Source organism: Necropsobacter massiliensis (assembly GCF_000827595.2).
Taxonomy (GTDB): Bacteria; Pseudomonadota; Gammaproteobacteria; order Enterobacterales; family Pasteurellaceae; genus Necropsobacter; species Necropsobacter massiliensis.
In genome coordinates, this window is record NZ_LN776181.1 from 27,496 (window position 1) to 42,422 (window position 14,927).

8 protein-coding genes and 1 pseudogene are annotated in these 14,927 nt (G+C 47.1%); 5 read left to right on the top strand and 4 right to left on the bottom strand.

What is annotated here, in order from left to right:
* Positions 1-2: 2 nt before the first annotated feature.
* From tamB to BN3349_RS03965, 4 genes are all read right to left on the bottom strand, one after another.
* Entirely contained in the window at positions 3-3,941 is a 3,939-nt protein-coding gene (gene tamB / locus BN3349_RS03950) for an autotransporter assembly complex protein TamB (protein ID WP_082024875.1), read from the bottom strand.
* 12 nt (positions 3,942-3,953) lie between these two features.
* Positions 3,954-5,711: an autotransporter assembly complex protein TamA gene (tamA, locus tag BN3349_RS03955; protein ID WP_048736477.1), complete on the bottom strand. Its 1,758-nt coding sequence runs from the start codon at positions 5,709-5,711 to the stop codon at positions 3,954-3,956.
* A 133-nt stretch (positions 5,712-5,844) separates the two neighbouring features.
* Complete coding sequence (locus BN3349_RS03960; RefSeq protein ID WP_040976093.1) at positions 5,845-6,474, bottom strand: response regulator; 630 nt, start codon at positions 6,472-6,474, stop codon at positions 5,845-5,847.
* 11 nt (positions 6,475-6,485) lie between these two features.
* Positions 6,486-8,996: a class I adenylate cyclase gene (locus tag BN3349_RS03965; protein ID WP_040976084.1), complete on the bottom strand. Its 2,511-nt coding sequence runs from the start codon at positions 8,994-8,996 to the stop codon at positions 6,486-6,488.
* 218 nt (positions 8,997-9,214) lie between these two features.
* Here BN3349_RS03965 and hemC point away from each other — a divergent pair, with 218 nt between their 5' ends.
* The 5 genes and pseudogenes from hemC to BN3349_RS03990 all read left to right on the top strand — a co-directional run.
* Positions 9,215-10,147, top strand: coding sequence for a hydroxymethylbilane synthase (gene hemC, locus BN3349_RS03970; protein WP_040976085.1), 933 nt, complete (start codon positions 9,215-9,217; stop codon positions 10,145-10,147).
* A 15-nt stretch (positions 10,148-10,162) separates the two neighbouring features.
* Positions 10,163-10,909 carry a uroporphyrinogen-III synthase gene (locus BN3349_RS03975; protein WP_040976086.1) on the top strand — a complete coding sequence of 249 codons (747 nt, stop codon included), beginning with the start codon at positions 10,163-10,165 and terminating at the stop codon, positions 10,907-10,909.
* A gap of 37 nt (positions 10,910-10,946) precedes the next feature.
* Entirely contained in the window at positions 10,947-12,341 is a 1,395-nt protein-coding gene (locus tag BN3349_RS03980; protein ID WP_048736480.1) for a uroporphyrinogen-III C-methyltransferase, read from the top strand.
* 15 nt (positions 12,342-12,356) lie between these two features.
* Positions 12,357-13,634 (top strand): heme biosynthesis protein HemY, encoded by a 1,278-nt coding sequence (locus BN3349_RS03985; protein ID WP_040976087.1) that lies wholly within the window; start codon positions 12,357-12,359, stop codon positions 13,632-13,634.
* 576 nt (positions 13,635-14,210) lie between these two features.
* Positions 14,211-14,927 (top strand): annotated as a pseudogene (locus BN3349_RS03990) (hypothetical protein); the annotation flags it as partial.

Here is a 14,927-nt window from a genome sequence, read left to right on the forward strand (position 1 = left end):
GCCTAAAATTCAAACTGGTAAAGAAGATCCACCGCCTGATTCACACCGGAAACCGATTGTAAATACAGCTGCGACATGAGCTTATAACGTACCGTAAACTCTGCCAATCCGTCAAATACGCCGACGCCGTATTTCACCTGCAAACGCGGCGTAATATTGCCGCTGACCACCACTTTCGAGCTGTCACCGACGCCTTGCGTACCCAAATTGAGATCCTGAATACCGAACGCCTCGCCAATACCGCCGACCAGCTTACCGCTTTTCGCCAGCCCCATACCAAGCAGTGCCACGCCGATAGAACCGCCAGAACCGCTTTCACCGCTATTTTCTAGCGAGCGACCGGTCAACAAATAAGACAATGCCTGATCCTGCGACATTGCCGGTTCAGAAAACACCGTCACCGTCGGCGCATCGGCAATCCCGACCACTTTGACGCCAGCAGTCACGCTGCTGTTTTCCATTGCAGTCGGATTGCGAATCGCCTCAATATTCAACATCGGCTGCGACGGCATACCGGAAAAGCTAATTTGACCTTTTCGAATAAGCAGATCCTGTCCGAAAGAGGCATATCGCCCGTTTTTCAGATTAATCTGCCCGAATAGCCCCAGCTTTCCTTTGTCTTGCTGTACCGAGAGCAGACCATCCAAATTCGTATTCAGCCCATAAGCATTTAAATTCACATCATCGCCGATCTGAATTTTCAGATCGGAACGGATCAACATACCGCTTTGTGTTTGCGCATTCAGCTGTTTGCCGACGATTTTATCCTTGGTTTTATCCGGTCCGTCCAGAATCACTTCATCATCGCTGACCGAAACCGCACTGTCCGGCAGGTTCTCAATGGCAATTCTGGCCCACGGAATATCCACCAACCCGGACAATTCAAGCAGTTTCGGTGTTGCTTTCATTTCCACATCCGGGCTGACTACCAGTTTTGCCATCGACGGAATATTCAGCTTAAACCGATCCGCTTTGGCATGAACGCGGGTTTCCCATTGCGCCGAATCCTTCCAACGGGCTTCGCCGTTAATATCCAACCGGCTGTCCGGCGTTTGAATGCGCCCTTGCAGGGTTGAACTTGTACCGTGGAATGCAATATCTATGCCGCTGTCTTTAATATCAAACGGCAGCGACTTCATCACTGCGCTTAACTCTTTGAGGTGCAAAGAACCGTTGATCAACGGCGCGTTTAGATTGCCGCCAAAGGTCAACGCAGCGGCAATTTCGCCGCCGACACTTTCGCCGCTGGACAGCAGCTGATTAGCCAAATTCAGATTAAGCCGATGAATATTCAATGAACCGCCGAGTGTGCGGCTGTCGGTTAAATCCTGCAATTTCAAATCGGTACTGATACTGCCCTGATTGTGAAGATTGATTTCGGATTTTACGCCGAGCTGATTATTTTGCAGCTGCGCGTCAACATTGAATTTCGGCACGTCCAATCGGAAAGTGCGGTAATCAATTTTGTGTGCCAAAGATAAATTATTGCCGTCCAGTTGAAGCGCCAGTTGCATCGGCTTATCCGTAAACCACGCGACATTACCACTGCTGTGCAGTTGCCCTTTAAGCAGCTCCTGCTCAATCAGTCGATTAACCAGTTCCAGATTCAGTTTTTTCAGCTCAAATGCAATTTCGCCGTTTGCCCCCGCATTAAAGGCCCGCGGGAAACAAAACAGAATATCCGGATTAGTCCAACAATGTGCGGACACATTCACCTGCATGGCGTTATTATCATAATTGAGGTTAATGTTTTGATCGGTTTTCCAACCGCCGACCGGCGAATGAATATTAATATTGCTCAATACCCCTTTCCAAACCTGCGAAGTGCGGTCGAAATTTCCGCTTAAATGTAAATTTGCCGATGCCGGTTCGCCCTGCGATTGCAGCTGCAAACTGTGATTTTTTTCATCGCCGCTGGCTCTCAGCGTTGCGTTGCTGATGCGCACATCGTTATAGCTCAAACCGTTCAGCGCCAATGCCATATTGCCTTGAATCAGGTTTGCCGAACTGAGGCGACCTTGCAGCGTAATATTATCCAAATTCAGATCCTGAAAACGGATACGGCTGCCAGCAAAATCTACGTTCACATTCGGTTCACGAATATTGCCGCCCAGATTCGCGCTACCTTTCAGTGAGGCGGATAACCCGGGCAATAAACCGCGTAAATCGGGCGCATTAACTGTCAGCGCCAAATCCGATTGCTCGCTTAACTCGCCTTGTAGGGCGATTTTATTGTCGCCATAATTCAGCGACAACTGCGGAATATGCAACAATTTTTCCTGATTCGCGCTCAAACTGCCGTTCAGGTTCAGCGCGCGTTGTGACAGCGAGCCCTGAATATTCAATTCTGGCACCTCAACCGACCAGCGCTCATCGCCAATCTGCCCGTTAGTCAGGATTTTGCCGGAAACCACCGCCGGCATCGCGGGTAAATACTCGCCGACGTTCATGCCAGCAAAATCCAACTCGCTTTGCCATTGCACTCCCTGCCGCCAATCTGCGTTCCCCTGCAATGTGGTGCTGCCTTTTAGCGCGTTTAGCTGAAATTTTTCTATGTGCAGATGTGACAATCCTCCGTTCAATGCCGCGTCGATTTGCGTTTTTGGCGCGCCCATACCGACAATATCGGCGTTCAACGTTGCCTGATAACGGAGTAAATCGCCGTTGACTTCCAGCGCCAGCCCCTTGATTTGCAACGGATCCGGCGCGTTTTTAGCAAACGGATACTGCACTTTTTGGCTGTCCAAATGCAGGCTAAACGGCGTTTTTTGCTCGTTCAGATTCACCTTCGCCGTCAACAGCGCTTGCGCCGCACCTTCAGTTTGAAGAGAAAGTGCGGTCTGTTTTTTTAGATTTCCTGACAGTTCAAGGCGGACTTGGCTTTCCGGTAACAAGAGCTGATTATTCTGCATGAATGGGTTAATCGCCGTCTGAATCACGAAATCCAGCGGAAAATCGCCGTTCAGCTGCATCGTTCCCTGCCCTTGCAAGGTTCCCAGCGAGCTTTCTAGCTGCAATGTTTGCAACGCCACCGCGTAGCCCGTGGCATCAGCCTGTAACTGAAGATGCGGAACGCTGATTTGCTGCACCGAATCGCCGATTTCATGGCGATATTCCCAGTTTTCGCCCTGAATATCCTGAATGTGCATATCGAACGGTAACTCCACCGAGACCAACTCCGCCAACAGCGGCGGCGTCAGGCGTTGTTCCAATTCATCCCAGTTAAGCGTGTTCTTGCTTTGCGCTTCCGGTGCGCTCTGCTCCACGGTTTTCTTCACTGCGGCTTCAACAATAGCGGCTTTACTGACCTTGGTTTCCATAGAAAGATTATCGATACGGGTCGGCAGCAAGGTAAAACCGCTGTCATTATTCAACTCCAGTGCAGTTTGAAAACGCGCCAAACCGATGAGCGTGTTATCCACCTGCACACCTACATTTTCTACCGCAACTCGACGCACAGACAGGGCAACCGGCAATGTGATACGCTGCATCGGCGTACTATTCTGCGTTTTTTCTTCTGCCGGCGGCAAGGCGGCGGTATCCACCTGAATCTGCGTACCGCTGATACTTAAATCTTCCACACAAATCTGCCCCTGCAACAAACAGCGCAGATCCAACTGCAAGCGCGCCTGTTCAATCAGGCTGTCAACGCCCTGCGACTGAAAACGGATATTATTCAGCACCAGCCCATCTTGCAGACCGCCCTCAATCCGTTCAATGGCAAGACTGTCCATCAGTTTATCCACAAGCCGAAGCGCGCCGCGTTGCCCAGCATCCGTGATGAAGGTGGCGGACAAACCAAAAACAGTGCAAAAAACTACCGCACTTACCGCGCACAATGCCCGCTTACAGCGCTTTCTGTTGCCTGTTCTACCGGCTTTATCCGTCGCGCCGTCACCGTCTTCCGCGCGCTTGTCTTTTTCTTCGATGTGCTCTGTCATGCCTGAACCTATTTATAATTCCGAACCTAATCCGATGTAAAACTGAATATTTTTGCTGTCGTCTTTATCGCGAATCGGTGTAGCGATATCCAGTTTAATCGCCCCGACCGGTGATGCCCAGCGCACACCGAAGCCGGCACCGTAACGCAACTCGGCGGCACTGAAAGAATTGGCGGCTAACCCGGTATCGGCAAAAGTCGCCAGCCACCAGCCATCATAAACTTGATATTGATATTCCAGCGAGCCGGTCACCAAACGTGAGGCACCAACTAATTTGCCAGCAGCGTCTTTGGGTGAGATTTTTTTATAACCGTAACCGCGCACACTGCGATCACCGCCAGCAAAGAATCGCAGTGCGGGCGGAATTTTATTAATATTTGCTGTATGCAGCCAGCCGATTTCGGCACGGGCAACAACGCGGTGATTTTCGGCATAAGTACGAATCCACGCGCTAGACGCCTGAATTTTGAGGAAGTTGACATCCGATAACCACAACTTCTGCCCTAAATCCAGAGTAATCCGCTGCGAATCGCCCCAAGTCGGAAACAGCCCGCCCTGCAAACGGGTTCGTGAAGCGGAGGCGGTGGGATACAGTAAGAATGTGGTATCCGATACGCTTGCTTGGGTAAAAGAATCATATCGCATGCGCAGCCCCAGAGAATGTTGCCAGCCGGTCGGACGGTTCCAGTAGCGCAGTGCGGCAAAAGTCGCTGCTGTGGTATCCGTATCATTGTCGTTTTCCCGCTCAAAACCGGTGGAAAACTCATAGTAATATTTCAGCGGATTTTTCAACAACGGCATTTTATAGGTGGCTTCCAGCGTTTGCTTAGGCGCGGATAAATACAGATTAGTATGAAAACTGTGTCCGCGGTCGTTAATCCAAGGTTTAGTCCAGCCGAATTGAAAGCGCGGTCCCACATCGGAAGAATAGCCGATCCCCACGTCCATGGCATTTTTTTTGCGCGGATACAGCAACACATCCACATCAACCACTTTTTTTTCTTCATCCAATTTCGGCTGTAACAGCACGGAGCTGAACCAGTTGGAGGAGGTATAATCGTTGGTCAGCGCCGATAAATCATTAATGGAATACGGATCACCCGGCTGAATCTGCATAATGTTACGCAGGTAATCCTCACGGATTTGCGAGCGGGCAAAGCTAAAGCGCCCAAAACGATAACGCTCACCGCTGTTGAAAATGATTTTCCACCACGCCTGATTGGTGGAGGGTTTAACTTCCAGCCGGGATTGTTCAAACTCGGCATCAAAATAACCGCGCCCCTGCGCGAGGGATTGCAGGCTGCTTTTATAGCCGTCATAAACCGAGTGATACAGCATATCGCCTTTTTTCGGCAATTTTTTATCTAACGCGCGAAAAGCCTCATCTTCTGCTGCCTGTCCGCGCAGGGTAATATCCGTCGCTTCAATGCGTACCGGCTTGCCGGCATTCACATCCGCCACCAGCAGCGGACGCTTTCCGCCCGATTGAGCCGGTTGTAACGAAAAGTCAATTTGAATATTGTAATAACCGTACACCCGCAAAGCTTTGCTGATCGCCTCGCGCACCAATTGTTGATAACGTTCGGAACCGTCGGCTTCTTCTTTATCAATCATGGCGGTATAAATATTGACGTTTTCGATCGCTTTAACGCCCTTTACTCCGATCACCTTAAGATCAACCGTATGCTCGGCCAAAGAGGGTAAACTCAGCGCGCAGCAGGCGCAAAGCACGGCAAAACGGGCCGCTAAAAACTTTTTTTTGTGATACATAAATTCCCCTAGCGAAAGTTGTCCCTAGTTTACTTTTAAGATCAAGGGTTAGCAATGCAAAGTGCGGTCGGTTTTACGATAATTTACATAAAAAAACAGCCGGTAAATCACCGGCTGCTCCCTCGGATAATCGTTATGCGCCATGATGTTTAAAATACAATACGGTGGCGGCAACGCGCGAATGCACGTTCAACTTACGCAACAGATTGCGAATATGCACTTTCACGGTTTCTTCCGAGATAAACAGCTGTCCAGCAATCCGCTTGTTAGACAAGCCTGTGGCAATCAAGCGCAACACATCCATTTCCCGGTCGGTCAGCAAATGAATCGGATCCTGCTGCGGGCGCTGTTCCAGTAATAAATCTTTAATGGAATCGCTTAAAATCACTTCACCTTGAGCAATACGCTTAATCTGCGCCAGCAGCGTATCCGGCTCCGTATCTTTCAGCAGATAGCCGTCCGCACCAGCATCAATCAGTTTGAAAATGTCGTTTTTATCGTCGGAAACGGTCAGAATCACAATTCGTGCATCGATATTTTCATCGCGCAGCGCTTTCAGCGTATCCAGCCCGGACAGCCCTTTCATATTCAAATCCAAAATAATCAAATCCGGTGCGCTACGTAACGCTAAATTAATGCCCTCGGCGCCGTTGCCGGCATCCCCGACCACTTCAAAAATCACATCCAGCTCAAGTAATTGCTTAATGCCGCGACGCATTAACGGATGATCATCAATGATGACGACTTTCATTTTATCAGACATATATCCCCCGATCATGACAATACCCGGCGACTGTGAAACGGCAAGATTTTCACCCCATCGTCACCGGATAATAATTGATAAAATTGCGGATAATTAAAATTACGTTGGACGATTTTATACGGATTATCGCCGCCGTCAAATCCCGCCGATTGATAAATGTGATTGATCTCATGAATTTTGCGCTCTTTAGAGCCTTCACAGTGCCGATAAATCTCAATTCGGTTAGCTTCGTCCAGAATATACACATTGAAAGATTTATTCGGGTTATCTTCAAAGAAAAACTGTAAAAAACCTTCGCTGGCAAAAGCATCGATTTCATAAGGATAGCGTTTCTTATTGGCCAACACCTCGGCTTCTTTTTCTTCAATGGTGCCTTGTAACGCGGTATTGAAATCCTCATTATAAATTCTGGTGTTTGTTCCTTGAATTTCCTGTAGGCTAATACCGCGCGCCTCAAAGAAAAACTGCCAGTTTCTGCCGGCAACGCGCAATAAATTGTTCTGCGGTACATCGCTGGTACCGATTTGAATACTGATACATTTATTGATTAAAGCGGTCACGATATTGCGCAGCGTGTTCTGGTAATAACGGCTGTAGCAGAACACATTGACCGACTGTGGCGATGCCGCGCCGCGATAGATTTTATTCGACAAGACTTTTAACGCCAGCAAAATGGCGTTCGGCCCTTCAAAATGCAGGGTGCGGATCTCATTCCAAACATTGCGGTAGGTCAAATCGATACTGCCGACCAAACTTTCTTCCGCCGGTCCAAAGCTGAACAGATCGCTCGGTACGATAGTAGACTTCGCCTGTTGCAGGTGCACGGTCGGATCGGATACCAGATTGATCGCCACCACCAAATTTCGGATTTCACAATTACGGTTTAGTTCCCCGTTGCTGACCGACGGCACGCTGACCGGCAACGATAAACGCAAATCGGTGACAAACCGGCGCAATGTATCTTTGCTCAGGTTCGGGCTGGAAATATGCAGTCCGGTATTGGATGTCAATAGACGGTTAAAATACGCCCAGGCAACCAGCTTGTTCAGGCTCTCGCCATATTCCACATAACGCTGCTGCTCAAATCCTTTAATATCGGGCGTTTGATTGACCATGTACCAGCCGTCTTTAAAGAATTTATTATTTTTTACCTCAATGAAGGTTAAATTTTTCTCCGATAAATCGGCGGAAATCATAGAATTCAATAAGGTGATTTTGCCCGGCAATTCTTCAAACGCGGTGTACAGCTTACGTGTCAGAATGCTGATATCCTGCGGCATAATTGAGGCGTTAACCTTATATTTGCGCGCAAACTGCACCAAATGGCGATAACTGTGCATTAAGAATTTAATCAGATTATTATAACTTTCGCGCGCACGTTTAATTTTCCAGCAGGCATGGCAATTTAATTCGGCCACCACATCTTCCGACCAGCCCCAGTCTTTCACCAGTCGGCTTAAGCGCAGAAAACGCCAGTTGGTTTCCCGCGGACTTTGTCCATATTCATTGGATTTAATATAAAAACAGCGGCGCAGAAAATCCAAGCGTTTAAATTCATTTAAACTGTTGAGATATTTGCTCGCCCGTTCCAGCATGGTCAAATAGGGATCAAAATGATGATTCAGCTCACCGCGCAACAATTGATGCTTAAATTCCTGCGCAATCAAATAGGTGTTCGGATATTCCCACGAATAGATTTCCAGCAGCAAAATTTTCAAGACGGATTTATACGGCGCATCAATACCTTTGTACAGCTGCCATAAACTCGCACCAAAATATTCATTGGCGGAAAACGCCCCCAATCCGCCGAAATCCACCCAGTCGTCCATATTGATGACTTTTGCGCGCGCCAGACGTTCTACTTCCGCCTCATAATCGGTTTCCTGCTCCACCGCCAAATGTAGCCATAGCAGAGGCTTGCCCGCCAGACGGATAACCGAGCGATAAAATTCATCCAGCAACAGCATATATTGCGCCGAACCACAATTGTCCGCGGTCAGCGGTTCCACATAACGGAAACTGCGAAACCGCTGCTGATCCATAAAATATAAATTTATCTCTACCCCAAGCCCTAATGCCCAGTGTCGTAATAAATCGGCTTTTTTAAGCAGCAGATTTTTCGCCTCAAGGGTTAAATCTTCGCGATGACATACCCAAATATCCAGATCCGAGTTCGGCGTCTGACTGACGGAAGCAATGCTGCCCATAACATACACACCCAGCATCGGCGGCAAAGTGCGGTCGGAAAATGCTTTAATTTTCGCCTCCAATGCGGCGGCCTCCGACTCAGGCAAATGTAAAAACAAATAATGATGCTGGTAGGCGGATAATTTGAAATCAGCGATCCCTGCCGGGGCATTTTCGACATAACCCGGTAAATTGATATGATTAATATTTAACAGCAAGGTAATGACTTGAAACACTTGTTGGAACTGTTCCGAGCTGCCCGATAATGCACGTTCGAAACGCAATTTATCCAAGTATTCCACTTGTTTTCTTGCACGCTTAAAATCGTAATTCAAACAATATCCTAGAAATTGGGGAAGGTTTTAACATCGCAGAAAATCACATTACATGATTGCAACAGTAAATTACCGTTCGGTAAAACGGAACCCGTTTATCTTCGGTCCTCTACTCTATCACTTGGTTCCGATGAAAGCAAAAAATTTAAATCAAAACTGACATTTTTCAGCAACAATGATAGGATAAGCCTAACATTGATAATCGGATCCGAGTTGCTATGACGACAAAAAACACGCTGAAAATCGCCACCCGACAAAGCCCGCTCGCCCTATGGCAGGCGAATTATATCAAGGATCGCCTGCTGGATTTATATCCTACGTTACAAGTGGAATTACTTCCGCTAGTGACCAAAGGCGACGTGATTTTAGACACGCCACTGGCGAAAATCGGTGGCAAAGGACTGTTCGTAAAAGAACTGGAAAACGCCTTGCTTAACGGCAGTGCAGATATCGCCGTACACTCAATGAAAGATGTCCCGATGCAATTTCCCGCCGGTTTAGGATTAAGTGTCATCTGTCAACGTGAAGACCCGCGCGACGCGTTTGTCTCCAATAACTACCGCAATCTGACCGAATTGCCCACTGGCGCAACGGTCGGAACCTCCAGTCTGCGCCGTCAATGCCAATTGAAACAGCGTCGCCCGGATCTGAACATTCGCTCCTTGCGCGGCAATGTGGGCACACGCCTGAGCAAATTGGACAACGGTGAATACGACGGCATAATCCTTGCCGCCGCCGGTTTAATTCGGTTAGGTTTATCTGAACGCATCGCTTCGTTTATCGAACCGGAAATCTCCCTGCCCGCCGCCGGACAAGGCGCAGTTGGTATCGAATGCCGGACTGAGGACAGTCGAGTACAACAATTGCTGGCGCCGCTGGCTGATCAAGCGACAACTTATTGTGTAACAGCGGAACGCGCCATGAATAATCACCTACAGGGCGGCTGTCAAGTACCTATCGGCGGCTATGCCGTCTTGCAACAAGGCGAAATCTATCTGCGCGCATTAGTCGGCGATCTGAACGGCACGGAGATCATCCGCGCAGAAGGCAAAAGTGCGGTGCAAAATGCGGAAGAATTGGGCATTGAGATCGCCGAACAACTATTACATCAAGGGGCGGATCGGATTTTACGCTCGATTTATCAGGACTGATTCGGAGGAAACTTCATGGCGGTGCTCATTACGCGCCCCGACGAACGGGGCGGACAACTGACCGAGATGCTGAATAAAGCCGGTATCGCGGCTATTCACTTGCCGCTGTTTGCCATTGAGCCAGGTACCGAGTTGAACGATTTGCCGAATAAAGTCAATCAATTAAAAAGCGGCGATTATGTTTTTGCGGTGTCCAAACATGCCGTGGATTACGCCGCTACAACCTTAAAGCATACCGGATTTCATTGGCGCAATGATTTACATTATTTTACCGTCGGTCAGCGAACCGCCGCATACTTTGCCGGTCAAAGCGAACAGTGCGTCACTTACCCTTTTCGGCAGGAAAACAGTGAAGGCCTACTAACGCTGCCAGCGATGCAAGAATTGCACGCCAAAACTATCCTGATTTTACGCGGTAACGGCGGGCGGGAATTTTTCGCAGAGCAAGCCGACGCGCGCGGTGCCGAAGTGATATACGTGGAATGTTACCGGCGTATTCCCATTATTTACAATAATGCGGAGCAAACCAGCCTGTGCAAACGCGCCGGCGTCGATACCATCGTCGCCACCAGTATGGAGATTTTAACCGCACTGATGGATTTTGTGCCCGAAAACGAACATAATTGGTTGACCGGCTGCCGGCTGATTACGGTCAGCCGAAGAATCGGTCGATTCGCCGAACAGTCCGGCTGGCAAAATGTGATCATCGCGCCGCGGGCGGATAATCAGACGTTACTACATACTTTATTGCAATCAAATTAATTGCATTTCATTTTCAATAATCATTAAGGAATAGGATATGGCTGAAAATAACGCAACAACTTCTGAGAACAATGAAGTCACGAAAACTCAGACCGCCGGTACGAATAACGAACCCCATACGCAAGCGGGTAAACAAAACGGTGAACCGAAAGCAGAGATGGCGCATGCCACAAAAGCCGAAATAAACGCGGAAAAAGCCGGTAACGCGCCGGCGAACCGCAATAACGACACCGTTGTGGTGAAAAAAGGCGGTGCCGGTTTAGCGCTGCTGGCAATCCTGATTGCCTTAGGTTTGGGCGGTGCCGGATATTATTTCGGTCAGCAACAAGTCACAGAATTTCAGCAAAAACTGACCGCACTTGAAAAGGAAGTGGATGCCAAAACGCCCGCCTCCGCTCTCGCCACACAGGATGTCGCTGAATTTGAGCAACAGCGCGCCCAACTTGCCAAACTAACCGATTCCGCCCAATCCACGGACGCCAAACTTGCTCAGCTGGAAAAAGAACTGTCCATCAAAGAACAGGCGATCGGGGCGCTGCAAACCCAGATTAATCGGCTGAATTCAGAAACCAAAGCGGAACAGCCGAACGACTGGTTGCTGTCGGAAGCGGATTTTCTGCTGAACAATGCGTTGAGAAAACTGGTGTTGGACAATGATGTGGATACCACCGTTTCCCTATTGAAAGTCGCCGACGAAACGCTGGAGAAAGTCTCTGATCCGCATGTTATGACGGTTCGCACCGCAATTAATAATGATCTGAAGCAATTGTTATCATTAAACAATGTGGATCAAAACACTATCATGCAACGCTTATCCCAGCTGGCAAATAGCGTAGATGAACTGACGGTGCTGAACATCAATTTTGACGATCCGAACGGCAACGACGGGCAACTCAGCGATTCTTGGGCGGACTGGAAAGAAAATGCGGAAAAAAGTGCCGCCTCGTTCCTCAACCACTTTATTCGCATCACACCACGAAATACCGAGGCAAAAGCGCTGCTTGCGCCAAATCAGGATATTTATTTGCGTGAAAACATCCGTCTACGCTTACAACTGGCAATTATGGCCGTGCCGCGTCAGCAAAACGGACTGTACAAACAATCCCTGGAAACTGTTGCGTCTTGGGTCAGAAGCTATTTTGACACCAATACTGAAATTGCACAAAATTTCCTGAAAGAAATCGACGAGCTGGCGGAGCAATCTATTTATGTGGATGTCCCGAACCAGCTGAGCAGCCTCAATGTGCTGGATAAACTGCTGAACAAACAGCCGCAGGAAATCCAAAAAATCGAAATTTCGGCGGATAAAGCGCTTACCGAGCAGGATGCCGCCGCGGCAAAAGACGGAAAAGAGGAAAACGCTACAACACCAAATGACGCCGACACTGCACCGGAAACTCCGGCAGCGCCTGAAGAAAACACACAACAGTAGAGGAAATAGCATCCTATGTTCAGAACACTATTTTTAATGCTGGTGTTGCTTGCCGGCTTAATTGCAGGACCTTATTTATCGGGCAAACAGGGTTATGTGCTGATCGAAACGGCATCCTATAACATCGAAATGTCCATCACCACGCTGGTCGTCTTTTTCGTCCTTGCCATGGCGCTAATTTACGCGATCGAATGGATTATCACCCGCTTCTTCCGTTTAAGCAGCGACACTTACGGCTGGTTCTCGCGGCGAAAACGAGTCAAAGCGCAAAAACAGACCCTTGAAGGTCTGATGCGCATGAATGAAGGCGATTATTCCAAAGCGGAAAAATTGATTGGTAAAAACGCCAAACATTCCGATGAGCCGGTGCTAAACTTTATTAAAGCTGCCGAAGCGGCGCAACAGCGTGGTGACGAATTCAGCGCCAACGGTTATCTTATTCAGGCGACGGAACTTGCCGGCACCGATAATTTGGTGGTGGAAATCGCCCGAACTCGTATTTTATTGCAACAGAACAAACTGCCTGCTGCACGTAGCTCAATTGACAGTCTGTTAGTCATGACTCACCGCAATAAAGAAGTATTGAAATTAGCGGTCGAAATTTATCTGAAATCCAATGCGTTTCAAGCACTTGACAACATTTTAGATCAGATTAAGAACGCTGATCTGTATTCTGCCGCCGATTTTGCCGTATTACAGCATCGGGTGGAAGACGGCTTGATGGATGAAAAAATGAACGAAGAAGGCGTTGACGGACTGCTGGCGTGGTGGGAAGCGCAACCGCGTAAACGTCGCAATGATCTGTATGTGAAAGTTGGTTTAGTCCGTCGCTTGATCGACTGTAACGATCATGAAAGCGCGTATGAATTGGCGCTCGACGCATTCAAGAAATCGGAAGGCTCGCCTACGCTGAACCAAGAACTGTGCCGTCAAATTGCTCGCCTACAACCGACAGATAACAGCAAGCTGCTTAAACTGGTGGAAAAACGGGCACAGCAAGCCGATGAAGAGCAATGCTGCTGCATTAACCGCGCCTTAGGTTATTTGCATGTTCGCAACGGCGATTTCGTCAAAGCCGCGGACGCATTCAAAAAAGTAATTGCCTGTGAGGCTCACCTTGAACCGAATGATATCACCATGGCGGCTTACGTCTTTGAGCAACAGGGCGACACCGATCTAGCGCGCAAAGTGCGCGAAGACAGCTTAAAATCGGCAATGGACATCAAAACCCCGCCCGTCGAGGATAAGCTAAAAACAGAAGAAAAACCGACCGCACTTTTAACACAGAAATAACCGGTCTCTAATCATAAACAATATCATTCACCTGCACCTTGGCCTGCGCAAAACAGTCCAAGGTTGTAGGATTTCATGCTGAATATATTCCTTTCCAATTGTTTCCTTACAGATTCTCAAATCAATAAACACAAACTCTAAACCGCCTTTCAACCACTTTCGTTAACATAAAAAACCTTGACACAAGATAATCATTCCACCTCGTTTTGCCAAAATAACGACTCCGCCAAATGGAATAATAGCCTGAATCAGATAGCTGAATCATGAAAGCATAAAATAAAAATAATAAAAACAGAATATATATCTATATAAATGATAAAAAGTAGATAAAATAACTAAATTATTAGCCATAAACCAGCATAAAAGAATAAATTTTATACTAAAACTTATTTTATATAAAAAACAAAATCAGATCAGACCACTTTTAACACATTGATTTTATTTAATATAACCATTGCTAAACATCTTATCCCTGCCACAAATATTGAAACTTATTTTTCTAAACATAAAATGCGCGCACTGCATATGCCATATATGCATAACAACAATAAAACTTATAACTTTCTGGAGACAGGTATGAAAAAATTAACCACAAATAAAACCTTGGCGCTTGCCTTACTGATCAGTCTGACATCAAGTTATGCGGTAGCAGATGTGCTCGATGATCTGGATAAGGATGAGATCGAGCAGATTGAACAAAATACAAAATCAATTGAACAAAATACAAAATCAATTGAACAAAATACAAAATCAATTGAACAAAGTAAAAAAGATATTGAAGCATTAAAAAAACAGACTACAACGAATCAAAGCCAGGTTGACTATTTTGGTAAGAGACTACGGAGTCTAGAGTTAACAGAACAAAAAAACAGAGAAAATATCAACAAAGCTAAAGACGCGGCAGATACAGCAAAAGATATGGCGCAGAAAAATGCTCAGCAAATTACGGATGTAGCTAATAAAAATAAAAGCATTGAAGAAGCGTTAGATCAACATCGCGATAAAATTGATTCGTTAAACAAAAGCCGTGCACAACACGATAGAGATATCATCAAAAATAAAGAATCCATTGAACAATTACAAAAATCACTTGAAGACAACGACAATATAAATAAAAACTTACAAGATGCCACAAAAAAATATCAAGAGCAGCTTGACGCACATCAAGGAGATATTAAAGCATTAAATTACATCACTCAAAACAATGAGATTAAAATAAGCTCGAACAAAGCCCATATTGAAAAAAATAAAGCTGATATCGCCACAAACAAAGCTGGTATTGCGCAGAATAAA

Bases quoted from the DNA above. Each gene is read 5' to 3' on its own strand.
- BN3349_RS03960 (WP_040976093.1), bottom strand. From the start codon at position 6,474: ATGTCTGATAAAATGAAAGTCGTCATCATTGATGATCATCCGTTAATG.
- BN3349_RS03975 (WP_040976086.1), top strand. From the start codon at position 10,163: ATGGCGGTGCTCATTACGCGCCCCGACGAACGGGGCGGACAACTGACC.
- tamB (WP_082024875.1), bottom strand. From the start codon at position 3,941: ATGACAGAGCACATCGAAGAAAAAGACAAGCGCGCGGAAGACGGTGAC.
- BN3349_RS03985 (WP_040976087.1), top strand. From the start codon at position 12,357: ATGTTCAGAACACTATTTTTAATGCTGGTGTTGCTTGCCGGCTTAATT.
- tamA (WP_048736477.1), bottom strand. From the start codon at position 5,711: ATGTATCACAAAAAAAAGTTTTTAGCGGCCCGTTTTGCCGTGCTTTGC.
- hemC (WP_040976085.1), top strand. From the start codon at position 9,215: ATGACGACAAAAAACACGCTGAAAATCGCCACCCGACAAAGCCCGCTC.
- BN3349_RS03980 (WP_048736480.1), top strand. From the start codon at position 10,947: ATGGCTGAAAATAACGCAACAACTTCTGAGAACAATGAAGTCACGAAA.